Here is a 24,423-nt window from a genome sequence, read left to right as displayed (position 1 = left end):
TTTAAAAATTCATTGACGGGATATTTGATCGGTCGTATAAATACGACGTTCATATCCCACTTCGCTTGGCTTTTTGTTTAGTTTTCAAAGGTCAAGTCTTCATTATTATTTAATGAAGAAATTTGCTGTTGTTTGACAGCGACTTAAATAGTATAACATCTCACCGACATCGCGTCAACAACTTTTTTTGAATTTATTTACCGCTTGTTTTCGGCGACAAGAAATAATATACCACGATAGTAAAAACGATGCAATACTTTTTTTAAAACTTTTTTACAACTTTTTTATAACTTTTTCTGAAATAATTCAAAAACTGTTGATAGAATAGGGTTTACTAATCCAAATTTTTTTCAAACCAATCATTGTCATTATAAAAATGGCTGACTGCAGGATAAGATTATTCAATCTTATTGCAGTGCAGCCATTTTTCAAATACTCAAATAAAACTATTTTTAAACTTCCTCAGAGCTTCTGTGTCGCATTTGCGGGAATAACAAGACATCTCGAATTGATTGAGAATTTGTAAGTAGCATTACAAGACGATCTATTCCGATTCCTAATCCACCCGTTGGAGGCATTCCGTATTCTAATGCTTCCACAAAATCCTCATCCATCATATGTGCTTCCTCATCACCCTGCTCCCGTTCCACTAATTGTGCTTCAAAACGTTCCCGTTGATCAATTGGGTCATTTAATTCTGTAAATGCATTGGCATGCTCACGGCCAACGATAAATAACTCAAACCGATCCGTAAATCTTTCATCTTCCGCATTTTTCTTTGCCAACGGAGAGATATCTACCGGATGACCATAAATGAAAGTTGGCTGAATTAATTTCTCTTCAACGAACATTTCAAAAAATTCATTTACAATATGACCGTATTTCATTGTATCTTTCACCGGGACATTATGTTCCTTTGCTAACGCATGCGCTTCTTCGTCACTCATTTCCTTCCAGAAGTCAACACCTGTATGTTCCTTAATGGCATCAACCATGTGCACTCGCTTCCACTGAGGCTCTAAATTTACTTCCTGTTCATTGTACTGAACAACAGTTGTTCCTAAAACCTCTTTAGCAATATGCGCAATTAAATTTTCCGTCAAAGACATGATGTCATTATAGTCAGCATACGCCTCATAAAGTTCTATCATGGTAAATTCAGGGTTATGTCGAGTGGAAATTCCTTCATTCCTAAATACTCTTCCAATCTCATATACCTTCTCTAAGCCACCTACAATAAGTCGCTTTAAATGGAGTTCAATTGCGATACGCATATAAAGAGTCATATCTAACGCATTATGATGAGTTACAAACGGCCGGGCTGAAGCTCCCCCTGCAATAGAATGCATCGTAGGAGTTTCTACCTCGAGGTAGCCATGATCATCTAAATATCTACGCATGGATTGGAGGATTTTACTACGTAATATAAAGGTTTCCCGAACCTCTGGATTAACAATTAAATCCACATAACGTTGACGATACCGTTGTTCCACATCCTTAAGGCCATGATATTTATCTGGTAGAGGGCGTAAGGATTTTGTTAATAATTGAAAGTCTTGAGCTTTTACAGATAGCTCTCCCACCTTCGTTTTAAAAACAACACCTGTAACGCCTACAAGATCACCAATGTCAATTCGATTAAAAATATCATATTGATCATCACCTACTTGATCTTTTCTAACGTAGATTTGTATTTGGCCAGTAAGGTCCTGGATATGGGCAAATCCAGCTTTCCCTTTTCCGCGCTTTGTCATTACTCTACCGGCAATTGTAACGGAAGTTTCATTTTCTTCTAAGCTTTCTTTCGTTTCTCCTTCAAATTGCTGTTTAATTTGATCAGCACTATGTGTGCGCTCAAATCTTTGTCCAAAAGGATCAATACCTAGGTCAAGCATGTCCTTTAATTTTTCCCGTCTCACCTTTAATTGATCATTTAGTTCTAACTCTTGGCTCAACCTTACCATCTCCTGTGTAAAAATATATTTATAGTTAATCAATTATTTCTATAAAAATTATGTACTACTTTCATAATTAACAGAATCAATAGGGAACAAACTTATTTTCAATCTTAAATACAATTTTCCCTTGAATTCAAGAAGAAAAACTGCCAGCTTCGTCACTGGCAGTTCCGTACAATCTTCAGACGTATTATAGGAGAGTTCTTACAACTTGTCAAATTAACGGCCTGCTAATTGCTCACTTTCTTGTTGCTTACCTTCTAATTGGTCTACAAACTCCATTAAAATAGCAGCCAAATCGTCACGTTTAGTTACATGATTAATTTGATCACGCAGTCTAGCGGCACCTTTCATTCCCTTAATGTACCAAGCAGCATGCTTTCGCATCTCACGAACGGCCACTTCTTCTCCTTTAAGGGCTATAAGTCGGTCCATATGCAAGATGCATACTTCCATCTTCTCGCGGTAGCTTGGATCAGGAATGTTTTCTCCCGTTTCTAGATAATGAATTGTACGATACAACATCCACGGATTCCCTAAAGCTGCCCGCCCAATCATAACTCCATCTACACCAATGGTATCTAACATTCGTTTGGCGTCCTCAGGAGTTTTTACATCGCCATTTCCGATAACGGGGATATTTACTGCTTTTTTAACTTCCTTAATGATATCCCAATTTGCTACACCCTCGTACATCTGTACACGGGTACGCCCATGAACGGATACGGCTTTACCACCAGCACGCTCTACAGCCTTTGCATTATCAACGGCATAGATGTGATCCTCATCCCAGCCTATGCGCATTTTCACCGTTACTGGTTTTTCAACGGCATCCACTACATAAGATACCATTTCATAAATTTTGTCTGGGTTTAATAACCAACGTGCTCCAGCATCACAGCTTGTGATCTTCGGAACAGGGCAGCCCATGTTTATATCAATTATATCGGCGTTCGTTTGCTTATCTACTACCTTTGCTGCTTCTACTAATGTATCTTTGTCACCACCGAAGATTTGTAGACTTAGTGGTTTTTCACGATCATCTACGTATAACATTTTTAATGATTTTTCATTTTTGTGAAGGATTGCTTTATCGCTCACCATCTCAGCACATACAAGACCTGTTCCAAATTCCTTTGCAATGAGACGGAAAGCAGGGTTGCATACTCCTGCCATCGGGGCAAGTACAACCTGATTCTTCATTGTAATGTCACCAATCTTTAACATGCTGTCCACCTCATTCATTAATTTATGGAAGTAAGCTCATCAAGACTGATTTGCAACGTTTCCGTTACAGCTTTCAATAAATCCTCAGATGGCTTTCGATTTCCACGTTCAATCTCTCCTAATACAGAAACGGATATACCGATTCTCTTAGCAAAATCCTCTTGAGTAAACCCTTTTAATTTTCGGAATGCCCTGATGCGTCTTCCCCAGATGAGCTCTTCCACTTTTGTACACCTTCTTTATCCGTTAATTGATCTATATATTGTTCGATGGTTGTACCATCGTTAAATGTGTAATTTGGTGCTATTTCCCGAAAAGGAATTAAAACAAAACCACGTTCAAACATTCGAGGGTGAGGAACATGTAATTGTTCCAAATTAATATTTTCATGGTTAAACAGTAAAATGTCAAGGTCAATTGTTCGTGGTCCCCAACGAATAACTCTTTTCCTGCCTCCAAATTGCTCTATTTCCTGCAGTTTATCCAGTAACTCCAGAGGAGAGAAAGTTGTTTCCAGTTTTATAACCAAGTTTAAAAAGGAAGATTGGTCTGTGTATCCTACTGGCGCTGTTTCATAAATAGAGGATACCTTCATAACTTGAATTTGCGATTCCCTTTTCAACTGTTCTAGTGCCGTATACAAGTTACCCTCGCGATCTTCCATATTAGAACCTAAAGATATGTATACCTCATTAACCCTTTTCTTTAATACTTTATCCACTATTGTCGTTCCCTTCTTATTTCCACCGCAACAGACTCATAATGGCCATTTATAGGCGGGTTCAACTTAGTTACCTTTACCACTACCGCTTGAACAGTAATAAATTGCGATAAGATAACAGCTGCGATTTTTTCCGTAAGTGTTTCTACTAGATTTACGGCTTTCCCTTCCATAATTCCCTTTGTTAATTCGTAGACTTCAGCATAATTAACGGTTTTATTTAAATCGTCAGTTAAACCTGCTTCCTGAGTATTCGTCTCTAATACAACATCCACATGAAACCGCTGACCGAGACGATTCTCTTCGGGAAAAACTCCATGGTAACCGTAAAAATCCATTCCATTCACATAAACCTTGTCCAACGCAACAACCTCCCCTTCCCCTCTAACATTAATTTTCCGGAATTTCTGCTTTTCCCACCATGACGTCCATCATTTTCACCATTCTTGCAATAGGTAAGACATCGTGTATTCGTACAATATTAACCCCTTTATCAATCCCAAAGCATACAGTAGCCCCGGTCCCTTCCATTCGTTCATTTACTGGTAGGTTCAACGTTTTAGCAATCAAAGATTTTCTAGAAGTGCCGAGGAGAACTGGATAACCGAGTTCTGTAATTTTGTGTAAGTCTCGCATAACTAATACATTGTCTTTATATGTTTTTCCAAACCCAATACCAGGATCTAAAATAATTCTTTCGTCCTTTACACCTGCTCGAAGGCAAATATCGATACTTTCCTTCAAATCTGTTATCATATCATCAATTAAATCATTGTATTGAGCTTTTTCCCTATTATGCATTAAGATAATTGGAACATCATAATGGGCTGCTACTGAAGCCATGTTAGGATCAGCCTTTGCTCCCCAAACATCATTAATAATGTTGGCTCCTGCTTCGATAGCAACCTCCGCCACCTTTGCTTTATATGTATCAATGGATATAGGGGCGTCTACCGCCTCTCGCACTACGTTCACTGGCGTAAGAATACGTTTAATTTCTTCATCCTCTTCCACCTTCGTTGCTCCTGGTCGAGTGGATTCGCCGCCTATATCAATAATATCAGCACCTGCTTCAAGCATTTCTTTAGCATGAGCCACTGCTGCATGTTCCTCCTTAAATTTACCCCCATCTGAAAAGGAGTCCGGGGTTACATTCAATATTCCCATGACATATGTTTTACTTGAAAAATCAAGGGTATAGCCGTTCCAGTCCATCCGTCTTCGACTGCTTCTAAACATTTTTTTCACCCTTTCAAAAGGAATTCTTCTTATAGCTCAATCCTACTCCAAAGTGAGCCAGTTTTTTGCTTATAATGTTTATGTAGTAACGAATAAATATTTCCCTTTTTACCTTTATATGAATAATCGTTTATATTTTTCAGTGGAACTAGTTCTTGTATAGAATTGGTAACGAATACTTCTTCTGCGTCCCTTAAATGATGTGGTAGATAACATCCTTCCTCTACATTCATACCTAGTCGAGGTGCTAACGCTATAATAAATTGACGAGTAATACCGTTTAAGGCAGCTGTCTGTATACTCGGTGTATAAAGAGTATCCCTTTTCCACCAAAAAATATTAGATACTATTCCCTCGGAAATGAACCCACCTTCAGTAAGAAAAATTCCTTCTACATTGGGCTCCATTCCTACCTCCCGTTTCGCTAGGATGTTATTTAAATAATGATGGGATTTAAAACGAACACTGCCTTCTGGTGTATTCCGTCGCTGCTTTAAAAAGATTCCGTTTTTTTCCGAACTCCTGCTGTCTGGTAATGGCTTTACAAAAACAATTGTATTAGGTTCTGTATAATTTTCAGTGGATAAACCTATTCCCCGTTCTCCTGCAGAGAGATTCCATCGAAAATAGCCATCCTCTATTTCATTTACTTCAAGGAGTTCTTGGATAATTCCCACTGTTTCCTTACGATTATAGGGAGGTACTTGGATCCCCATTATTTCCGCACTTTCGTACAAACGACTAAAATGGTCATCCAGTAAAAACGGATGACCATGATAGGTACGGAACGTTTCAAATAAACCTAAACCATATAAATACCCATGGTCTAATGGAGAAATAGCTGCTTCATGTTGATGTTTTATGGAACCATTTAAGAAGAGGTACATTGTTCCTCGAACTCCTTGTATTCCTCTAGAAAATTTCGTAACATTACCTTGCCTGCTCCCGTCATAATAGATTCCGGATGGAACTGCACACCCTCTATTGGCAAGGATTTATGACGGATCGCCATAATTTCTCCTTCCTTTGTTTCTGCTGATATTTCAAAGCAGTCTGGCAAGGTCTCTCGTTTAACAATTAACGAATGATATCTTGTTGCAGTAAAAGGGTTAGCAATATCACGGAAAACTGTTTTTCCGTCATGGTGTATTTCCGATGTTTTTCCATGCATTAACCTCTCTGCTTTAATAACTTCCCCACCAAAAACCTGTGCAATGGATTGGTGTCCTAAACAAACACCAAATATAGGCTTCTTTCCGGCAAAGTGTTCAATTACATCTAAGCTTATTCCTGCTTCGTTAGGAGTGCAAGGTCCCGGAGAAACCATTATATATTTAGGGTCTAATTCCTCTATCTCTTCTATTGTAATTTGGTCGTTCCGTTTAACAATTAACTCTTGTCCCATTTCACCTAAGTATTGAACAAGATTGTACGTAAATGAATCATAGTTATCAACCATTAAAATCATTTTTATTCCTCCTCAGCTCATCCTCAATTTTGTCTTTACCTCATCTTCACTCATCTCTTTTGCCTTCCATAAAGCCTTTGCTTTCTTTAGTGATTCCTTAAACTCTGCTTTTGGGTCAGAGTCGATGACTATGCCAGCTCCAGCCTGCACATGGACATTTCCTTCTTTAGCTACCATTGTCCGTATGGTAATATTTAATTCCATATTACCACTAAATCCAATCCAACCTAAAGACCCGGTATAAACACCCCTTCTCACCGGCTCTAGTTCTTCGATAATTTCCATTGTCCGCACCTTTGGTGCTCCAGTAATGGTACCTCCGGGGAAAGTGGCGGCTATAACATCTATATTATCATATTTTGCTGCTTTTTTACCCCGTACATTAGAAACAATGTGCATGACATGGGAGTATTTTTCAATAACCATTAATTCATTAACTTCAACGGAGCCGTATTGACAAACCCTTCCAAGATCATTTCTTTCTAAGTCTACAAGCATGACATGCTCTGCCCGTTCCTTTTCATTGTTGATCAATGTATCGGCTAACTGTTGATCCTCTTCTTCATTTCTTCCACGGGAACGAGTGCCTGCTATGGGACGTGTACTCACTTCGTCTCCGTCCACTTTAACTAACAGCTCCGGAGATGCTCCGATAAACTGCAGTTTCGGTGTATGAAAATAGCCCATATACGGTGAAGGATTTATTTTTCTTAAACAGGAGTATATGTGTAAAGGATGGGTTTCCATGTTTCTTGTCTCTCTAACGGATAAGTTTACTTGAAAGACATCTCCTGCACTAATGTAATCTTGTGTTTTCCTAACTGCTTTCATAAAAGCTTCTTCTGTAAAGGATCGTTCCATAAATTCTGGCTTTTCTTCAACATAGCACTGCTTGTACCAAGGTTCTATGGAGGTATTAGAAGCTTCCTTCCACTTTGACTCCATTACCTCAAGCTGTTTACTACCTATCTGTTCCATTCCTTCTTCAACAATAGTAATGAACCAAATTGTACTTTTCGTGTGATCAATAACAACTACATCGTTAAATGCAAAAAAGAGCAGATCCTCTGTATTTAAGTCATCCTTAGCTATTGCTGGCAGTCTTTCTATTTCCCTGACAATATCGTAGCTAAACTGACCGATAATACCACCCTGAAAATCAGGTAAGTTTTTATTTACCTCTACATTATTTCTTATTAGCCAGCTTCGAAGCGAGTTCAATAAAGAACCTTTAACTGTTTCTACTCCTTCTTCTGTTTCAATAGTGAGTAATTCATTTTTTCCAGTTATGATTGCCCAAGGGGATATACCTATTATGGAATAACGTCCTCCTCGTCCGCTTTCTAACAATACGTGGTATTCTTCCTTTTCAACTAACTTCGTATATGTTTGAAACCAATCGGATGTCATGTCTCCTAACGGATAATCTTTACCGATAGCCATTCTTTTTTTGTTCTTCAAGTTGACCCCACCTTACATGAATCATTCCTTGCACAACGCTTACTCTTTATCTGTACTTTTCAACAAATCTTCTAACTCTTCTTTCGTAAAAATATACCTTTCATTGCAAAAGTTACAGTGAGTTTCTGCCCCTGCATCTTCTTCAATCATTACTTTTATTTCCTTTACCCCTAATCCTATTATGGCTTGAGCAATACGCTCTTTGGAGCAGCGGCATTTAAATGCAACTTCCATAGTATCAAGAATTTGTACGTTTTCTTTACCGAGTAGTCGGTAAAGTACCTCTTCTGGCGTTAAGCCCTCCCGAATTAATGTAGAAATTGGGGGAATATCCTTTAATATTTTTTCTATTGCATCAATGGTCTCGTCTGTTACCCCTGGCATCATCTGCAATATAAATCCTCCTGCGGAAGCTACCACTTCCCCCTTATCGATAATTACCCCTAAAGCAACGGATGAGGGTGTTTGCTCAGAAGTTGCAAAATAATAAGTAAAATCTTCTGCTAATTCACCAGATACTAAGGGAACACTTCCTGTGAAATTCTCTTTCAACCCTAGATCCTTTACCACAGATAGGGATCCTTTCTCCCCAACAGCTGCTGAAACATTTAATTTACCAGATGCCTTTCTCTCAGGATCAACCTTTGGATTGGATACATAACCTCTAGCTTCTCCCTTTGCATTAGCATCGATTATAATGGGGCTGGCTGGACCATTACCTTCTATTTTTATGGTTATCTTTTCATCCCCCTTTAGCATGGCCCCCATCATCGTACCAGCTGATAGTGCTCTTCCAAGGGCTGCTGTTACTGTTCTTGATGAACCGTGTCTACGTGCTGCCTCCTGTACCATTCCTGAAGAACGGATAGCATAGGCACGTACCGTTCCTTCATAACCTAATGCTTTCACTAAATAGTCTGACAAAGAATAACACTCCTCTATTTTTAATACTTTTAATAAGGCTTAATGAGCTTTGTTTTTTTCATAAATCATTTGCAAGCCTTTTAGGGTTAAAAATGGGTCTACTATGTCAATAACCTCGGATTCGTTGGCAATTAATGATGCTAATCCTCCAGTTGCAATTACAGTAGGGTCCGCTTTAGCTTGCTGCTTTATCCGTTTTACAATACCTTCAACTTGTCCCACATAGCCATATAAAATACCCGATTGCATAGCATGGATTGTATTTTTTCCTATAACATTTTTTGTCTTTACGATTTCTATGCGAGGCAGCTTTGATGCTCGATTATATAAAGCTTCTGTAGAAATGCCGATCCCTGGTGCAATAGCACCACCTATATATTGTTTCTCCTCGTTAATATAACAATAAGTTGTAGCTGTACCGAAATCAACAATGATTAACGGACATCCATACAGATGTATTCCCGCAACAGCATTAACAATTCTATCTGCTCCAACCTCTCGAGGGTTATCATATTTTATATTTAAGCCTGTTTTTATACCAGGCCCGATTATCATTGGGGAAATGTTAAAATACTTTTTACACATTTGCTCTAAGGCATACATAATTTGTGGGACTACGGATGAAATAATAATACCTTCAACATTTTTTATATTTAGCCTTTCATGTTGAAATAGGTCTTTAATAAGCATAGCGTACTGATCCTCCGTTTTTGAGGCATCTGTACCGATTCGCCAATTATACTTTAATTCACTTTCCTCATATACCCCTAAAGCAATATTTGTATTCCCAACATCTAAGGTAAATATCATCTATCATACCTCCTTTTCCATGCTCATATCGTCAAAGGAAACCTTACTTAAATATTAACTCTGTAAAAAGAGGGTGTCTATAAATAGACACCCTGCTTTCTTAGTCATTTTTATCGTCTTTTTCTTTTTTGTAATCAGCATTTCTTTCTTCCCATGATAAAGATGATTCATCTCTATCTTGCTCATCTTCCTTACGTTTAATATTAACAGTTACATCATCAGATGATTCACCATTCATCTTTCTTGACATGTGATGATTATCTGGCAACTTCCCTTCCTCAATTAAAGAATTAATTTGCTGCGCATCCAATGTTTCATGCTCTAATAATGTTTCAGCAACTAATCTAAGACTGTCAATATTCTCTTTCAAAATACGTTTACAGCGATCGTAACACTCTTTTAATATTCGTTGAACTTCAAGATCAATTTCATGAGCAATGGCATCACTGTAATTTTGTTCATTATTAATATCACGTCCGAGGAATACTTCCCCTTGCGTATTACCAAATTGAACTGGTCCAAGCTTATCGCTCATACCAAACTCCATTACCATTTTTCGGGCAATACCTGTGGCACGCTGGAAATCATTATGGGCACCAGTACTTACTTCCCCAAATATAATATCTTCCGCCACACGTCCACCAAGGAGTCCGACAATTTTATCAAGTAGCTCTGGTTTTGTCATGAAATAACGGTCTTCTTTTGGAAGCATCATCGCATAACCACCTGCTTGACCGCGAGGGACAATAGTTACCTTATGGACTAAATCTGCACTCTCTAACTTCACACCTACAACCGTATGACCCGCTTCATGATATGCCACAATGTTTTTCTCTTTTTCGGAAATAACACGGCTTTTCTTTGAAGGACCAGCAATGACACGGTCAATGGCCTCTTCAATTGCTTCCATATCAATCTTCTCTTTATTACTTCTAGCAGAAACTAATGCTGCTTCATTAAGTAAATTTTCTAACTCAGCACCGGAGAATCCTGGTGTTCTTTGTGCAATTGTTTTTAAATCTACATCATCAGATAATGGTTTATTTGCTGCGTGTACTTTAAGTACTTCCTCACGTCCTTTAACATCTGGACGTCCAACCATGATCTGACGGTCAAAACGACCTGGACGCAGTAATGCAGGGTCAAGTATATCCGCGCGGTTTGTAGCTGCAATAAGGATAATACCTTCATTTACTCCAAAACCGTCCATTTCAACTAGTAATTGGTTTAATGTCTGCTCACGCTCGTCATGCCCGCCTCCAAGACCAGCACCGCGGCGACGACCTACGGCATCAATCTCATCAATAAAGATAATACAAGGTGCATTTTTCTTTGCATTTTCAAACAAATCACGCACACGGGATGCACCGACACCCACAAACATTTCTACGAAGTCCGAACCACTGATGGAGAAGAACGGTACTCCTGCTTCACCTGCAACGGCACGGGCGAGTAATGTTTTACCTGTACCAGGAGGTCCTACTAAAAGTACTCCTTTCGGAATACGAGCACCTATTTGCGAGAACTTACGTGGATCCTTTAAGAAATCAACAACTTCTACAAGTTCCTGCTTTTCCTCGTCTGCACCAGCTACATCCTTAAAGCGTGCTTTCTTCTTATCCTCACTTACGAGCTTAGCCTTACTTTTACCAAAGTTCATTACACGGCTTCCACCGCCTTGGGCCTGGCTTAATAAGAAAAAGAATAGAATAAAGATAATCACAAACGGTATGATAGCGGTAAAGAAATTCACCCATCCGCTCGGTTGGTCTGCTGGCTCAAACATTAAATCAGCTTGATTAGCTGCTATTATTTCCTCCAGTACTGATTGAACATCTGGTACGTTTACAATAAAATAGTCAAAGTCAGCCCCGGCTGTTTCATCTAACTCACCTGTAACAGTATAGACGTCTAGTCTAGGCTGTATGGATAAAGATGTAATAGTTCCTTCTGCTAAATATTCTTGAAATGTATTGAAAGAAATTTCCTCAGAGTCTTCTTGCGGGTTTTGAAACACACTTACAATCCCCACAATTACTAAGAAAATTAAAAGATAGAATATCGTATTACGAAAAATTCGATTCATTCTTTACCTCCTCCCACGGTCAAATACACTTGATTATAGTATCATAAATAGTTCTTTCATCACAACTAATTTAGCTTTGATATACCTCTGGCTTCAGAATTCCGATATAAGGAAGGTTTCGATATCGTTCTGCAAAATCGAGACCGTATCCCACGACAAATTCATCCGGAACGATAAATCCAGCTAGGTCTGGAACTAAGTCTACTTTCCTGCCATCGGGCTTGTCTAAAAGGGTAACTACTTTTACAGATTTGGCTTTTCTGTATTGAAATAACTTCACCAAATAGCTTAAAGTTAAGCCACTATCAATGATATCTTCTAAAATGAGTACATCTCTTCCTTCAACAGAAGTATTTAAATCCTTTACAATTTTAACTTCTCCAGAGGAAACGGTATCATTCCCATAGCTGGAAACATCCATCAAGTCTAATTCAATATGCGTATCTATACGCTGTATTAAATCACCCATAAATGGGAGGGAACCCTTTAAAATTCCAACTACTAGAGGGAACTTCCCTTCATATTCTTCCGTTAACTGCTTTCCCAATTCACTAATTTTTTGTTGAATTTCTTCTTCGGATATCAACACTTCCTTAATGTCGTCTCTCATGGCGTATCGCAGACCCTCCTATGTAATAAAAACTATCTTTTAGCAATCTTATGTATTGACGATGGCTTATTCACCATCTTTTTTAAAAACAAGCATTAATATGTTTTCTGTAAATTCATCAATTAAGGCAATATTAGACCTTTTTAAAGAAGGTATCCACAATATTCGACCGTCATTGTCTGTAACTATGGGCCATTGATCCCTTTCATCAACAGGAATTTTTTCATCAATAAAAATGTCCTTAATCTTCTTAGAACCTCTAAGTCCTAAAGGAAAAATCCTGTCTCCTTGTCGCCGTGGACGAATATACAATGGTGTGGAAAGCTTTTTCAAATCTCCTAAAAAAATAGATCCTTCTCTTTTTAGCTCTTCACTTTTCTTGTGAACACTTGAAATTATTTTACCCTTTTTTAATGGAACAATGCCCGAAAATGGAATCTCTATGATGGAAAAGGTTTCTTCTTCCTGTTCTTTTGACAAGAAAAGGCACTTATCATAGGATTTTCTTACAATTATACCTTGGGGTAAGTGAAGTTCTCCTGAAGATAAATCCTTGTTCATTAAGATCAAAATATCCTCTATATGACGGACGGTTATATGACGTCCTACGTCCAGAGAAAGATAGTTTAATATTAGATGAACTCCTCGTCTTTGTAAAGGGATTGGTATTGCAAGAAATTTTTTCATTGATAGGGAAACTTTATCTTCCTCCATTACAATGGCAGCTTTTTCAACTTCTTTTTGAGCTTGAGATTGAAGATAATGGTTCTCATCTCTAGTCCACTCGCTGTGCCTTTGAAATGTTTGGTGAACCTGTGGATTTTCTTCCTTTAAAAATGGCAAAATATATTTTCTAAATCTATTTCTTTGATATGTATCGGTTTCATTTGTTTCATCCACACGGTAGCCTACACTTTTTTCCTTACAATATTGAAGTATATTGCTCTTCTCTAAACAAAGAAACGGTCGAATAAGCTTTCCTTTTCCGAATGGCCTTTGAACTGGGATACCTTGAAGTGACGTTACCCCTCCACGGACCTGCTTCATTAACATCGTTTCTATTTGGTCGTCCCCATGATGAGCAAGGGCCAGACTATTTGCTCCTATATCATCCATTAATTTCTCAAACCATGTATATCTGCAGATTCTTGCTGCCTCCTGGGAGGAGATACCCCTTTCTTCCTTTACCCTCTTCACATCTGGTTGATGGTAATAAAAAGGGATGTTGTGATCTTTACAAAAGGATTGAACAAACTGAAGGTCCTTTAAAGAGGTTTCCCCCCTTAAACCATGTTCCACATGGGCAACAGATAACTTTAGTTTCCAGTTCCTCTGATGATTTAAATAATGAAGCAGCGCCATACTATCAGGCCCGCCGGAAACAGCTACTACAATATGATCATTTTCGTCTACAAGTTGATGTTTTTTCATAAACTCACTAACGATTTGGTTCATATCGATGTCCAATTCCTTTCCCGTAAGAAAAAATAGCCAATGCAAAAACTAGTCCTGCTGCAATAGCTCCAGCCCGCAGCATTGTCTCCACCCCAAATTCCAACCCCCTTAAATAATCACCTTCCACAAAAGAAAGCATCGTGAAATAGGCTCGGCTACCTGGAACTAAGGGTAATATTCCTGGTATGGCTAGTGTGGTTACTGGTATACGAATCCTTCTTGCTAAAAAATGAGCAGCTGCAGCTGCTGTAAGGGATGCCACTGCTGTGGAAAAAACAGAAGACGCTCCGAAATAAAGTCCCCCTTGGAGTACTCCCCAGGTAACCATTCCTATAGCTCCTCCAATAAGAAGGGCACGTTTTGGAACACTAAAAATAATCCCAAAGGCAACTGTTGCTATAAAGGTTATTAATAATTGCGCAATAACTTCCATTGATGGTAACGCCCCTTTCAGACGAAAATAGAAATAGTTAAGGCTATTCCACTTGCAATGGCTAACGAGGTGAGTAGTGCCTCTGCACCTCGAGAAACTCCCGCTAGAAGATCCCCTGACATAAGATCCCTTACTGCGTTTGTTAGTGGAACACCTGGTACGAGGGGCATCAATGATCCGATTATTATTTGGTCCAAACTATTCCCCAATCCTATAAATACAAGTAGAATAGCGGTTGTTCCACCGCAAAAGGCCGCAGTAAATTCCGCGGCAAATCTTACTTTTAAGTACCGCTCAAATTCTACCACTACAAGGCTTGAAACCATTGCAGCCAGAAAAGCCGGAATTAAGTCGAACCAGCCTCCACCAAATAAATAGGAGAAGCCACTTCCAGCCACTCCAGCGGCTAAATGAATAAGCCACAATGGATACTGCATAGGGGCTTTTGCAATTTGTTCCAGCTTTTCACGTGCATCATTGACAGAAATAATTCCTGAGACAAATTCCCTTGATACTTGATTTACCTCTGTGACCTTGTTTAAATCTTGCATTCTGTCATCAATACGCACCATTTGCATTAAGTCTTCTTTTTCTTTTTTTTCCTCAAAGGACAAGAAAATCCCTGTTGTCGTTGCAAAGCAATGTACATTTGAAAATGAGGCTGCTCTAGCCATCCTTTCTAATGTTTCCTCTACCCGGTACGTTTCTGCTCCGTATTTAAGCATGATCTCACCAGCAAGCAAGCAGACATCCATTATATCATCTGCCTTATACGACATTAGCTTCCCCCCTATTGACAAAAGCGTAGGTTTACATCGTTTGTCCAAATAAGTATAGAATATATACAACTAGAATGAAAGAGGCAACTAGCATAGATTCAAGGACTCCTAACGAACGTCTCTTTTTCGGGTTGGAAGGTTGTTGCTGTTTTATCTTTTTCTGTTCTCTTCTAGTGATGTTTGTTTTTGGTTTTACTGATATACTTACTTTTGGAGTAAAGGTCGTTCCATGAAGGAGTTGAATTAAATCGCTGCGCATATCCAGTGCATCCTTATATTTCCCCTCAATTCCACGGCGAAAAACAGGTTCAAAGGGTCGTATCACGTCCTTTTGTCGGAACTTTGTCATTAATCTTGTGAAAGATTTTTCTTGCGTTTTTTCAAAACGGGATGGGTAACCTCGATTCATAAACAACATAGATACAGAAAAAAGGTCATAGCTTGGTTCTGCTTTACGGTTTCCCAGTCCCCAATAGCCCCTATCAAAAAACTCCGTATACTCTTTTATAGCCCTCCCTTGTATTGTCATACCACCAACGTCCAACCACCTTACACAATTCGGATTCTCTGTTACTAGTAAATTCTCCGGTTTTAAATCACCAAATACCCAGCCCGCTTTGTGAAGCTGATGTAAATCCTTTAGAAGTTGCACAATTAATATTCCAGTCCATTCAGCACCTCGCTGACGTAAAAAAGGGAGGAAAGGCTGTCCATTAATATACTCCATTACATAAAAGGGATATACCCCGCCAGCAGAAACATAATCGTCTGCTTCATAAAAAGAAGGCCCAAGGCTTGGCCCTTGGACCTTGGAAAATTGACGGAATACATTTACCTCTGATGTTATTGACATGGAATCACTGGCTATTTTTAAAGCTACCAATTCACCTCTACCTTCAGCTAAATAAACCGTACCGGTTGCTCCATAGCCTAGTTCACGTATAATTCGATACGAATTTCTCTGCCATCTACCAACGATTCGTTGATTAGGGAGAAGCTTACATTCCTGCTTCTTCGAGATCGAATCTCTCATCTGAATCTGATCCTCTCTTCTTCATCCGTTTACGAACTAGGCGGATTGCTTCCTGCAATGCAGGTCCTGTTGGAGTAATACCGGATATAGTCATTTTCTTAAATGCACCAGACAGAGAATCAAATTGAGGTGTCCATTGTATGAGTTTGTCTACATCTTTTCGTTTTCCAGGGAAGGAATATAGGGCAAAATTATTATTTCCTGTTCTTGAGCGTAAACTAACAGATAAATCTATTAGAGCCTCTTGAACCATAGGGAGTTTGTTTTTCATACTAGCACTTGTATCTACTAAAATAAGTAAGTCCAAGTCCATTGTTTCCCCAAGCTCATCCACCACTTCCATTAATTGTCCTCTTTTTTCAGGTTCTAAATCCTCCAGTTCCTTTCCTTCTCCTAGAATTTGTGAAATCTCTTTATTTACTACTCCTTGGATTGTTTGAGTCATTGCTTTTCTCGTTACCATTTGTACTGTTTGGGATAATTGTTTAGCATAAACTATTTGACTAATTCCACCACCTGCACTTGCAATAGATTCCACTTCCGAAATCCCTTGTTCACCCAAATCACCATTATCTACAATACCAATAACATTAACTGTCATACCCTCTTCTTTTGCTAAAGCTGCAATAGCAACAGGATCCTCACCTGAATTTGAACAACCATCTGTTAGCAGTAGAATTTGACGAAGTGTCCCTTTACTCATTACCTTTCCCCTCCAATTCTTGTAATGTTATCAGCATTTACAAGATTGAGAGAAAGTATACATAGAAAAGGGAAAGCTCCTAAATCTAGTCTACCCTGAAAATTCGAATCTGGTTGTCATTCGCTACGGTCCACTCCCTTTCCGCGGACGACCTGTCAAGCCCCCACGGGCTTCGCCCTGTGTGGTCTTGGCTTGCTCATTCTTCCGCAGGAGTGTCGTGGACCTTCGCTCATTCCAATGCAGACTAAAATTCTCATTTTCCATGGTGCGAATTTCATTTGGATATAGAGTATTTAAAACTCTATGCCCTTTTCTCATATGGTATGGAAATGGTTGCCCATTTTGGTAGATGATGATCTAATTTTGCAACAATAACTGTCATATCATCATGAATTTCATTTCCACTCTCCCTTATTACCCGCTCCATCAGGATGTCAGCAATTTCTTGCGGGTCTTCTGTTTCAATCTCTTTTATAACTCTTTTTAACCAAACATCTTTATTTTCTGCAACAGTAGGAGCTTCATAGATTCCATCACTCATCATGATAAGTAGATCTCCCGCCTTTAATGCCTCTGTCACCACGTCCACATCCATCTCTTGTATAATTCCAATTGGAAGATTTCCTGCCTCTACTGCCTTTACCTTATCGCCCCTTTTCACATAGCTTGGTATAGAACCAACCTTTAAAAACTTCACCAACCCGTCCTGTAAATCAATCATAGCTAAATCCAGTGTGGAGAACACTTCATCCTCTGATCTCAGGGAAAGGATAGAATTTATCGATTTAATAGCAACTGTCTCTTCAATTCCTGATCGGAGAATATTTTTTAACAGCCCTATTGTTTCTTGACTTTCTATATGTGCCCTTGTACCATTCCCCATCCCATCGCTGATAGCAATGGCATATTTTCCAGCACCTAATTCCATGGTGGAATAACTATCTCCAGATACAAGTCTGCCTCCTTTCGCTGCATGGGCAACACCTTCCCTCACTACAAAAGCTTTTGTAGATCCTAAGGTAATTCGCGATTCTGATCCTGTTAAAGAAGAAGGTTCCACATGTTTTACAATGACGGTTTCGTTTAAAATATCTGAAAGCAATGGAGCAACAATTTTTTCTCCTTCGTTGTAATCATTACTTGGTAAAGTTATTTCAATATCCACACTTCCCGTTTCTAAACTATAAACATCCACATTGTCCACGTCTATACCAGCATTTTGAATGGCGTCCATTATTTCCGACTCTTGTTTCTCATGGGCCTTTTTTTCCCGTTGAATATCCTTTGCAAAATCCTCCATTACCTTAGAAACTCCTTTTAACTGGTCTGCAACGAGGCGTCTGCTTTCTATAAGTTGTTGCTTTAATTGCATGCTGGCATAATGCTGGTTTAGTTCCTTCTTCATGATAGAAATAACCCGTTCATCAATAACACAATGCTGCCGCCAATTAGCTATTAACTGGCGATTTTTTATTTCCCCCTCTTCCTCATACTCATCCATTAACTGCTCCATAAGTCCATAGGTCTCATCAAACTTCTTTGTCCAACAATGGTGTTTTTTCATACATGTTTGACAAGTTTGTTCTGTGACCCTGCTTAAAAACAAATCTACTTCCCTTTCTCTATTTGATTTTTCTCCGCCCGTTTCTAATAGTGAAAAGCTTTTTGAAAGACTTAGAAATAAATTAGAGAACTGCTCAACCTTACCGGCAGTTACATCTCTTATTTTCCGTAAATATTGCTGCTGTTCCTGAGAATGTTCCATAGTTCCAGGTATGAATTTAGAAAGCTCTGACGTCCACTTTTTTGGCGTTATCATAAATAAAGCTATAGCCACAAGACTCTCGTATAAAGAATACTGCATTGGTACTTGATTATCTGCATACATTCCCATAAGTAAAGTGGCAATAATTAACCCTAGTGCTACAGAAATTTTCTTTCCTTCTTTTAAGAGTCCACCTAGTAAACCAGAAAATGCTAGTAGACTCATATAAAAAAGGTTAGCCACATTTGCTAGGCTGAGTATGAGTCCCGTAACTACACCTACAGTGGAACCAATGGCAGCCCCTCCAACAAAAGCGAAAATGAGAACAACATATCTCGCAACTATTTGCTCAACGGATAGTTGAAAAATCAGCCACCCAACCGTTCCAGTCATAAGGGAAGCTAACAAAATGACTAAACAAATTATTTCCTCACTTTTCAACGTTAATTTTTTCTTTTTTTCTAATATTAGAGGGACACTTTGAAAAAAGATCATCGTGACAATCATAGCTAGTCCACCCTCAATAGCTGCAGTGAGTAAATGATAAATGGAATACCCTTCCGTAACTAGTAATCCTAAGAACCTAGCAACCGTTACCGATGCTAGAACAACAATTGGAATAAACCGTTGCTGCTCGAAAAATGTGTTACTAATGCCCTGAAACAACAAGTAAAATAAAATTGCCACAACAGTGAATCCTGCAAAGACAAAGGAGACAGTTGCTGAACCTGCAATTAAAGCTAATCCTGCAGCTAAGGTATAGCTTCGCCTCCATTTACATATAACTGCTAAGAACGGGATTACAAAAGGAACTAATTCAAAAAGTATAACGGACCTTCCTAATAAGAATCCTAGTATAAGTATGATCAACGTGGTTTTGAACGATTGAGTTGTTACAGTTGATCGTGTTACGGCTGTTTCTTTTACCATTGAAGCTGGCTCATTCATCCATTCAGCTGCTTGTCCACCAATTGCTTTTAATGATAATCGATGTAACATTCCATACACCACCCTATTCCTTATCGTGGTAACATTATAAACATGAATGTAATTCAGAATTTGTCAAAAGTCCTTGTCTAATCAAAAAAAGTCTTCGACGATAATCTCCTTTAAACGTCCAAGTAGTGGCCGAAACTACATAGGATGTGTAAGCTTTTCTGTATTTAATACTTAATATAATTATCCATAAATTGGACACAAATACCCTATTAAGACTGATATAGCAGGATTTCCCTGGCTTTTCCTATGTAAATAAGAAACTTTGACAAATAAACGCATATTGAATGAAAATGACGAACATCCTCGCACGATTTATTGAATATTTTTAAAAAGAGCTATCTTGTAAATCTGAATCTGGTTGTCATTCGCTACGGTCGCTCCCTTTCCGCGGGCGAACCGCAAGCCGTTGCAAGATTTTTAAAGCCTGCTATGAGTGGTTTTTTCATAGCAGGCGTGCAACGCGCGGAGCGATTGCTATTTTCTCAGTGAAAAATATATAACTTTTTCAGTGCCCTTCTTATGCCATGTGGGGTCTTGCCTGGCTCGCTGTTCCCGCAGGAACGAGCGTTTACATCAGAGAGCCATCACGCGTGATGCCACTTGACTAAGCTTCGAGTTGTCTCGACGCATAGGCTACTAAGCATAAGCTTGTAGAGGAAGATACAGTCGACTTCTCGTGGGCTACCGCTCACACCAACTGCAATAAAAACTTGTATTTTCATACCCCATAGTGCAAATTTTTATTTGTACAGGGGCTTTTTCACTACAAAAAACACTTGCCTATCAAGACAAGTGTTGTTGTGAATTTTATATCATATCACTAGCAGCAAGATTATCCCCTTTTGGTGTTTCGACCTCCACGCTTAGATTCTGTGTTGCGTTTTAAAGAAGCCAAACGTTCTTCACTATCCTTCAAGAAACGGTTCATTTTGTCTTCGAAAGAAAGTTGCTCACGTCGATTATTACCTTGGTTACGTGGACTTCTTTTTTGAGGGCGTCGTTGCTCACGTTCCTGAGGAGGTGCTTCCTTCGCCTTACGGATAGATAATCCAATTTTCCCATCTGACTCTACGTTTAATACTTTGACTTCAACTTCATCTCCTACTGTTAAAAACTCGTTAATGTCTTTAACGTAGTTATCAGCTACTTCACTGATGTGTACTAAGCCAGTCGAACCGCCGGGCAATTCAACAAAAGCTCCGAAATTTGTTATACCGGTAACTTTACCTTGCAACTTGCTGCCTACTTCAATGGACATGTAAAAAATGCTCCTCCTTAAATGTCTTAAAAAAAATTCATTTTATACTATTATACCGAGATTAAAATACTCATGTCAATCAGTAGAAGTAGAAGAGCGAGGCAATTGAAATAATGTTTCACCAGGTTTTGTTAAATAGAAGTCTCTTCTAGCGATTTCAGCAATGTATTCCGGATCATGTAATAGTTGAATTTCTTCCCTTAAATCCAATTCTGTATTTTGTAAAACTAACAATTCTTCTTCCAAAACTTTCTTTTGTTTCTCTTGTTCTTGTATTGTTTGCTGTTGGTTATATAAGGTGTTTCCGATAAAAGCAATGAAAATAACCATAAGCACTCCATAGACAGTGAGCCTTCTTATCAACCCTTTTTTTCTTCTTAAGTTTTGTTCTTGAAGGATAGAATGCTTTTCCATATATTCAGAAGTCAAACGTCTAATATTAGCTTTTGGGTTATTGGACATTGATTTCACCTCGTCTCACCTAAATTTATTTCTTACTTTGTTCCATAAATTTATTATTTTCCTTTTCCAGTTTACGAGTTTAGCTACTACTCGGTCTAATGGATTACCAAAAGCTTGTACGAACTTTTGAATGAGCCAACGGAATGGAAACAATAATACCTGCAAAAGAATATGAAGAATTCTCCAAATTGTGGTTAATACTATCATACTCAACGCAACAGTTACTTTCAATAACCATTTTATCGGATTAATAATTAGTACTTTTGTTGTTTGAACAAGAATGTGAATCGTTTGTTTCACAAAACGGATAACCCAATTTAGTATTTTTAAATATATTCTTTCAAGCAATGCCCGGTATATAGAATAACCTAGTATTAGAGCTAGAAATAAATAAAACCTTATTTCCCCTTGATTCACCTGAAAAAGCACATAGAAAAAAACAAGTGCTTGTAACAGCCAAAATAGTATATCATTGATTAACAGTGTCCAACGAAAACGCTTGGAACCTCCAACAAAACGCTTATACGTATCGAAGGAAGCCCCAAACCACAAGCCTGTACCAACGCTTGCCAGCATAGATAGAAATTGTACTTCTAATGTCACTTGAATAACTTCCCGAACAAGCCTTTAGACTTTCCGGTATGCTGTTCATCTAAGTAGACGAGATCATCAATTCGTCCCTGAATTGAAACATTTCCTTCATCTACATCTAAATTTTTCATTTGTAAATGCTGGCCGCGAATTGATAAGAACCCCATTACGGTCTCTAGTAAAAATTCTTCATTATCAAAGCTTTCCACCTGTTTAACACCTGTAATGTCTAGTGTTTTTCTCCCCCGCATTGTTATGGAGTGATCCATTGTTTTTCTACCTTGTCCACCTGCTGTATAGCCATATGAATGTTCCATTCACCTTTCCCTCCTCAAAACACTTTGCTACATATGTATGATCAGGGAAATTAGAATAGAACAAGCCTTTAAAAAATGTTTTTTAAAAGGATCTTTTCGTATACTAGATTTCTTTTTATAGAGCTTGGTGAAGCGGAAGGCGACGACTCCAGCACAGGAGCGATACTAGCAGAGGAAGAGTCATGGCCCGAGGAAGCTGAAGCGTTGCCCGCGGAACCAGGACAGTGACATTACGCCGTTGCCCATAGGACGTGGGCTGCCTTTAGGCGTAATTGGTCCGCCTGAAGCGTAACCAAGTAAAAATATATTTTCTCCTAAAAATAAAAATCTTTTAAATCAGCCTTTAAGATACAAAAGCTGCAGTGTTAGTCTAATATTCCTTCTTCTTTGATTCTTTCTTCTTTTACGATGGTGTACATCGTTTCTGCCTCTTCTTTTCTTATGGAGTCTTCCAACCGATTGATGCGAAAGGTTACATGCTTCTGTCCAAACTGAATGGCCACTTCGTCTCCAACCTTTACATTGGCTCCTGCTTTTGCCGTTTGTCCATTAATTTGAACTCTTCCCTGTTCAGCAACCTCTTTTGCCATTGTCCGCCTCTTAATAATGCGGGAAACCTTTAAAAATTTATCTAATCTCATTCCTTTTTTCTCCTCTCTATTCCTGCCCCTTCGCTTCATTCCAGAGGGCGTCTAGATCTTCTAGTGACTGTTCCTCTAGTTTCTTTCCTTGTCCATGAATGCTTTTCTCAATGTAATAAAAGCGACGGATAAATTTACGATTCGTTTGTCTTAAAGCTTCTTCTGGGTCAATACCATGAAATCTAGCAAGATTTACGATGACAAATAATATGTCTCCTAATTCCTTCGCCGCTTCTTCCTCATTACCTTCTTTTATCTCTTGAATCCATTCAGAAATTTCTTCTTGAAGCTTCATCCACATAGGTGCTTCTTCATTCCAGTCAAATCCAACCTTTGCTGCCTTCTTTTGAATTTTATATGCCTGTAATAAACTCGGTAGTGCAGATGGAATACTTTCAAGAATGGAGTGAAATTCATTTTCACTCCCTTTTTCTTGCTTTTTAATTGCCTCCCATTGGGTAACCACTTTATCAGCATCACTGGCAATTGCATTGTCAAAAACATGGGGGTGACGCCGAATCATTTTTTCAGTCAAAGCTTCGATAACATCCTCAATTTGGAACATGCCTTCGTCTTCTCCAATTTGTGCATGAAGGAGTACTTGTAACAAAACGTCCCCTAACTCTTCTGCTAAATTTTCCTCATCACCATCATCAATGGCATCCAAGACCTCATAGGCTTCCTCTACTAAATATTTTTTTAACGACTCATGAGTCTGTTCCTTATCCCAAGGACATCCGTTAGGACCTCGAAGCTTAGCAATAACTTGACGTAATTTAGCGAATTCACGGTATAATAACCTTTCTTCGGTCACAGGGGGAACATACACCGCCGTTAAATTACTTAACGAAGCTACTCGGTCCAATTCATACAACGGGACTATTACAACCGATTCTTCTTTACTTCCAGCAGCTGTTACTACCTTCACCTCATAATCGTCTGGGAGCTTCTCCATTAAAGTTAATTTCACTTCAGAAGCGATAAAGCTATCATACACTTGAGCAATAATAACATGGTGCCTTATTTCAATGGCATCCCGTTGTAAACTCGTCCCATCTAATAATTGAAATCCATCAATAGGATCTATGTGAAGGGCTGTAAACATTGGGTCCAGGAAACTTTGCCCCCCAATAATATGTAAATTTATTTCCTCTTTCCTTTGCTTTTCTAAAAGAAGCTGAACCGTTGATTCTGCCACAAGGGGATGACCTGGAACTGCATAATATACATGGCCCTTCTCCGCCTCTAATAGGAGTTTGCTGCAGATGTCTTCATACACTTCGGCAAATTGATCATGGGCCTCGTAGATGGAATCAAAACCAATAAACGCTACCCCTTCCCCTTTCAACTCATGAATTACCGGGTGTTCCTCTGTTCTCGTAAAAATTTTATCTGTTCCCTTTAACATTTTATATATTCCTAAGGGCAATTGCTCTAAATCTCCCGCCCCTAGACCAATAACCGTTATATCCCTTTTCATCAT

Annotated in this window: 26 protein-coding genes; 1 reads left to right on the top strand and 25 read right to left on the bottom strand. The window is 38.7% G+C overall.

Annotated elements, in window-relative coordinates:
* Positions 1-452: 452 nt before the first annotated feature.
* The 23 genes from lysS to yabP all read right to left on the bottom strand — a co-directional run bounded on the left by lysS (position 453) and on the right by yabP (position 22,299).
* Positions 453-1,955, bottom strand: a complete 1,503-nt coding sequence (gene lysS / locus J2S74_RS26155) for a lysine--tRNA ligase (protein WP_307332332.1) — start codon at positions 1,953-1,955, stop codon at positions 453-455.
* Positions 1,956-2,177: 222 nt separating this feature from the next.
* On the bottom strand, positions 2,178-3,185 hold the full coding sequence (gene dusB, locus J2S74_RS26150) for a tRNA dihydrouridine synthase DusB (RefSeq protein ID WP_307332329.1): 1,008 nt from the start codon (positions 3,183-3,185) through the stop codon (positions 2,178-2,180).
* A 17-nt stretch (positions 3,186-3,202) separates the two neighbouring features.
* Complete coding sequence (locus J2S74_RS26145) at positions 3,203-3,409, bottom strand: helix-turn-helix domain-containing protein (protein ID WP_307332327.1); 207 nt, start codon at positions 3,407-3,409, stop codon at positions 3,203-3,205.
* Positions 3,361-3,906, bottom strand: a complete 546-nt coding sequence (gene folK, locus J2S74_RS26140) for a 2-amino-4-hydroxy-6-hydroxymethyldihydropteridine diphosphokinase (protein ID WP_307332324.1) — start codon at positions 3,904-3,906, stop codon at positions 3,361-3,363. The genes J2S74_RS26145 and folK overlap by 49 nt, the downstream gene beginning before the upstream one ends.
* Positions 3,906-4,268 carry a dihydroneopterin aldolase gene (gene folB, locus J2S74_RS26135; protein ID WP_307332322.1) on the bottom strand — a complete coding sequence of 121 codons (363 nt, stop codon included), beginning with the start codon at positions 4,266-4,268 and terminating at the stop codon, positions 3,906-3,908. The genes folK and folB overlap by 1 nt, the downstream gene beginning before the upstream one ends.
* A 28-nt stretch (positions 4,269-4,296) precedes the next feature.
* Positions 4,297-5,145 carry a dihydropteroate synthase gene (gene folP, locus J2S74_RS26130; protein ID WP_307332321.1) on the bottom strand — a complete coding sequence of 283 codons (849 nt, stop codon included), beginning with the start codon at positions 5,143-5,145 and terminating at the stop codon, positions 4,297-4,299.
* A gap of 29 nt (positions 5,146-5,174) precedes the next feature.
* Complete coding sequence (gene pabC / locus J2S74_RS26125) at positions 5,175-6,032, bottom strand: aminodeoxychorismate lyase (protein ID WP_307332319.1); 858 nt, start codon at positions 6,030-6,032, stop codon at positions 5,175-5,177.
* Positions 6,017-6,613 carry an aminodeoxychorismate/anthranilate synthase component II gene (gene pabA, locus J2S74_RS26120; RefSeq protein ID WP_307332317.1) on the bottom strand — a complete coding sequence of 199 codons (597 nt, stop codon included), beginning with the start codon at positions 6,611-6,613 and terminating at the stop codon, positions 6,017-6,019. The genes pabC and pabA overlap by 16 nt, the downstream gene beginning before the upstream one ends.
* Positions 6,614-6,625: 12 nt before the next feature.
* Entirely contained in the window at positions 6,626-8,056 is a 1,431-nt protein-coding gene (locus J2S74_RS26115; RefSeq protein ID WP_370876080.1) for an anthranilate synthase component I family protein, read from the bottom strand.
* Between the two features lie 57 nt (positions 8,057-8,113).
* Complete coding sequence (gene hslO / locus J2S74_RS26110) at positions 8,114-8,998, bottom strand: Hsp33 family molecular chaperone HslO (RefSeq protein WP_307332314.1); 885 nt, start codon at positions 8,996-8,998, stop codon at positions 8,114-8,116.
* A 39-nt stretch (positions 8,999-9,037) separates the two neighbouring features.
* The gene (locus J2S74_RS26105; RefSeq protein WP_307332311.1) at positions 9,038-9,808 is read right to left on the bottom strand and encodes a type III pantothenate kinase; all 771 of its coding nucleotides are present in this window, start codon (positions 9,806-9,808) and stop codon (positions 9,038-9,040) included.
* Between the two features lie 100 nt (positions 9,809-9,908).
* Entirely contained in the window at positions 9,909-11,894 is a 1,986-nt protein-coding gene (gene ftsH, locus J2S74_RS26100; RefSeq protein ID WP_307332309.1) for an ATP-dependent zinc metalloprotease FtsH, read from the bottom strand.
* A 70-nt stretch (positions 11,895-11,964) separates the two neighbouring features.
* Complete coding sequence (hpt, locus tag J2S74_RS26095; protein WP_307332306.1) at positions 11,965-12,504, bottom strand: hypoxanthine phosphoribosyltransferase; 540 nt, start codon at positions 12,502-12,504, stop codon at positions 11,965-11,967.
* Between the two features lie 66 nt (positions 12,505-12,570).
* Complete coding sequence (gene tilS / locus J2S74_RS26090; RefSeq protein WP_307332303.1) at positions 12,571-13,959, bottom strand: tRNA lysidine(34) synthetase TilS; 1,389 nt, start codon at positions 13,957-13,959, stop codon at positions 12,571-12,573.
* On the bottom strand, positions 13,943-14,392 hold the full coding sequence (locus J2S74_RS26085) for a threonine/serine exporter family protein (RefSeq protein ID WP_307332300.1): 450 nt from the start codon (positions 14,390-14,392) through the stop codon (positions 13,943-13,945). The genes tilS and J2S74_RS26085 overlap by 17 nt, the downstream gene beginning before the upstream one ends.
* A 17-nt stretch (positions 14,393-14,409) precedes the next feature.
* Positions 14,410-15,171 (bottom strand): threonine/serine exporter family protein, encoded by a 762-nt coding sequence (locus J2S74_RS26080; protein ID WP_307332297.1) that lies wholly within the window; start codon positions 15,169-15,171, stop codon positions 14,410-14,412.
* 31 nt (positions 15,172-15,202) lie between these two features.
* On the bottom strand, positions 15,203-16,204 hold the full coding sequence (gene prkT, locus J2S74_RS26075) for a serine/threonine protein kinase PrkT (protein ID WP_307332294.1): 1,002 nt from the start codon (positions 16,202-16,204) through the stop codon (positions 15,203-15,205).
* Positions 16,170-16,907 (bottom strand): vWA domain-containing protein, encoded by a 738-nt coding sequence (locus J2S74_RS26070; protein ID WP_307332292.1) that lies wholly within the window; start codon positions 16,905-16,907, stop codon positions 16,170-16,172. Before J2S74_RS26070 ends, prkT begins: the two co-directional genes overlap by 35 nt.
* 301 nt (positions 16,908-17,208) lie before the next feature.
* On the bottom strand, positions 17,209-19,671 hold the full coding sequence (gene spoIIE, locus J2S74_RS26065; protein WP_307332290.1) for a stage II sporulation protein E: 2,463 nt from the start codon (positions 19,669-19,671) through the stop codon (positions 17,209-17,211).
* Between the two features lie 832 nt (positions 19,672-20,503).
* Complete coding sequence (locus J2S74_RS26060; protein ID WP_307332287.1) at positions 20,504-20,929, bottom strand: S1 domain-containing RNA-binding protein; 426 nt, start codon at positions 20,927-20,929, stop codon at positions 20,504-20,506.
* Positions 20,930-21,004: 75 nt separating this feature from the next.
* Positions 21,005-21,391, bottom strand: a complete 387-nt coding sequence (locus J2S74_RS26055; protein ID WP_307332284.1) for an FtsB family cell division protein — start codon at positions 21,389-21,391, stop codon at positions 21,005-21,007.
* 15 nt (positions 21,392-21,406) lie between these two features.
* Positions 21,407-21,994 (bottom strand): spore cortex biosynthesis protein YabQ, encoded by a 588-nt coding sequence (gene yabQ, locus J2S74_RS26050; RefSeq protein WP_307332282.1) that lies wholly within the window; start codon positions 21,992-21,994, stop codon positions 21,407-21,409.
* A complete protein-coding gene (gene yabP / locus J2S74_RS26045; RefSeq protein WP_307332279.1) occupies positions 21,991-22,299 on the bottom strand; it encodes a sporulation protein YabP in 309 nt (102 codons plus the stop codon). The genes yabQ and yabP overlap by 4 nt, the downstream gene beginning before the upstream one ends.
* A gap of 75 nt (positions 22,300-22,374) precedes the next feature.
* On the opposite strand from yabP, the gene J2S74_RS26040 reads away from it, so the two are divergent.
* Positions 22,375-22,527 (top strand): hypothetical protein, encoded by a 153-nt coding sequence (locus J2S74_RS26040; RefSeq protein ID WP_307332276.1) that lies wholly within the window; start codon positions 22,375-22,377, stop codon positions 22,525-22,527.
* Positions 22,528-22,664: 137 nt separating this feature from the next.
* Here J2S74_RS26040 and J2S74_RS26035 read toward each other — a convergent pair whose 3' ends face one another.
* The gene (locus J2S74_RS26035; RefSeq protein WP_307332274.1) at positions 22,665-22,940 is read right to left on the bottom strand and encodes an RNA-binding S4 domain-containing protein; all 276 of its coding nucleotides are present in this window, start codon (positions 22,938-22,940) and stop codon (positions 22,665-22,667) included.
* Between the two features lie 16 nt (positions 22,941-22,956).
* Complete coding sequence (gene yabN, locus J2S74_RS26030) at positions 22,957-24,420, bottom strand: bifunctional methyltransferase/pyrophosphohydrolase YabN (protein WP_307332271.1); 1,464 nt, start codon at positions 24,418-24,420, stop codon at positions 22,957-22,959.
* Positions 24,421-24,423: the final 3 nt, after the last annotated feature.

Source organism: Evansella vedderi (assembly GCF_030813435.1).
Lineage (GTDB): Bacteria > Bacillota > Bacilli > Bacillales > Salisediminibacteriaceae > Evansella > Evansella vedderi.
The sequence above is the reverse complement of the archived record's forward strand: the minus strand, read 5'-3'. Positions and strand labels throughout refer to the sequence as shown.

Coding starts and splice junctions, on each gene's coding strand:
- J2S74_RS26115 (WP_370876080.1), bottom strand. CDS start 8,056: ATGGCTATCGGTAAAGATTATCCGTTAGGAGACATGACATCCGATTGG.
- folP (WP_307332321.1), bottom strand. CDS start 5,145: ATGTTTAGAAGCAGTCGAAGACGGATGGACTGGAACGGCTATACCCTT.
- tilS (WP_307332303.1), bottom strand. CDS start 13,959: ATGAACCAAATCGTTAGTGAGTTTATGAAAAAACATCAACTTGTAGAC.
- J2S74_RS26060 (WP_307332287.1), bottom strand. CDS start 20,929: ATGTCCATTGAAGTAGGCAGCAAGTTGCAAGGTAAAGTTACCGGTATA.
- J2S74_RS26080 (WP_307332297.1), bottom strand. CDS start 15,171: ATGTCGTATAAGGCAGATGATATAATGGATGTCTGCTTGCTTGCTGGT.
- spoIIE (WP_307332290.1), bottom strand. CDS start 19,671: ATGTTACATCGATTATCATTAAAAGCAATTGGTGGACAAGCAGCTGAA.
- J2S74_RS26040 (WP_307332276.1), top strand. CDS start 22,375: ATGTTTTTTAAAAGGATCTTTTCGTATACTAGATTTCTTTTTATAGAG.
- J2S74_RS26035 (WP_307332274.1), bottom strand. CDS start 22,940: ATGAGATTAGATAAATTTTTAAAGGTTTCCCGCATTATTAAGAGGCGG.
- J2S74_RS26055 (WP_307332284.1), bottom strand. CDS start 21,391: ATGTCCAATAACCCAAAAGCTAATATTAGACGTTTGACTTCTGAATAT.
- yabN (WP_307332271.1), bottom strand. CDS start 24,420: ATGAAAAGGGATATAACGGTTATTGGTCTAGGGGCGGGAGATTTAGAG.
- hpt (WP_307332306.1), bottom strand. CDS start 12,504: ATGAGAGACGACATTAAGGAAGTGTTGATATCCGAAGAAGAAATTCAA.
- prkT (WP_307332294.1), bottom strand. CDS start 16,204: ATGAGAGATTCGATCTCGAAGAAGCAGGAATGTAAGCTTCTCCCTAAT.
- ftsH (WP_307332309.1), bottom strand. CDS start 11,894: ATGAATCGAATTTTTCGTAATACGATATTCTATCTTTTAATTTTCTTA.
- J2S74_RS26105 (WP_307332311.1), bottom strand. CDS start 9,808: ATGATATTTACCTTAGATGTTGGGAATACAAATATTGCTTTAGGGGTA.
- pabA (WP_307332317.1), bottom strand. CDS start 6,613: ATGATTTTAATGGTTGATAACTATGATTCATTTACGTACAATCTTGTT.
- J2S74_RS26070 (WP_307332292.1), bottom strand. CDS start 16,907: ATGAGTAAAGGGACACTTCGTCAAATTCTACTGCTAACAGATGGTTGT.
- pabC (WP_307332319.1), bottom strand. CDS start 6,032: ATGTACCTCTTCTTAAATGGTTCCATAAAACATCAACATGAAGCAGCT.
- yabP (WP_307332279.1), bottom strand. CDS start 22,299: ATGGAACATTCATATGGCTATACAGCAGGTGGACAAGGTAGAAAAACA.
- J2S74_RS26085 (WP_307332300.1), bottom strand. CDS start 14,392: ATGGAAGTTATTGCGCAATTATTAATAACCTTTATAGCAACAGTTGCC.
- dusB (WP_307332329.1), bottom strand. CDS start 3,185: ATGTTAAAGATTGGTGACATTACAATGAAGAATCAGGTTGTACTTGCC.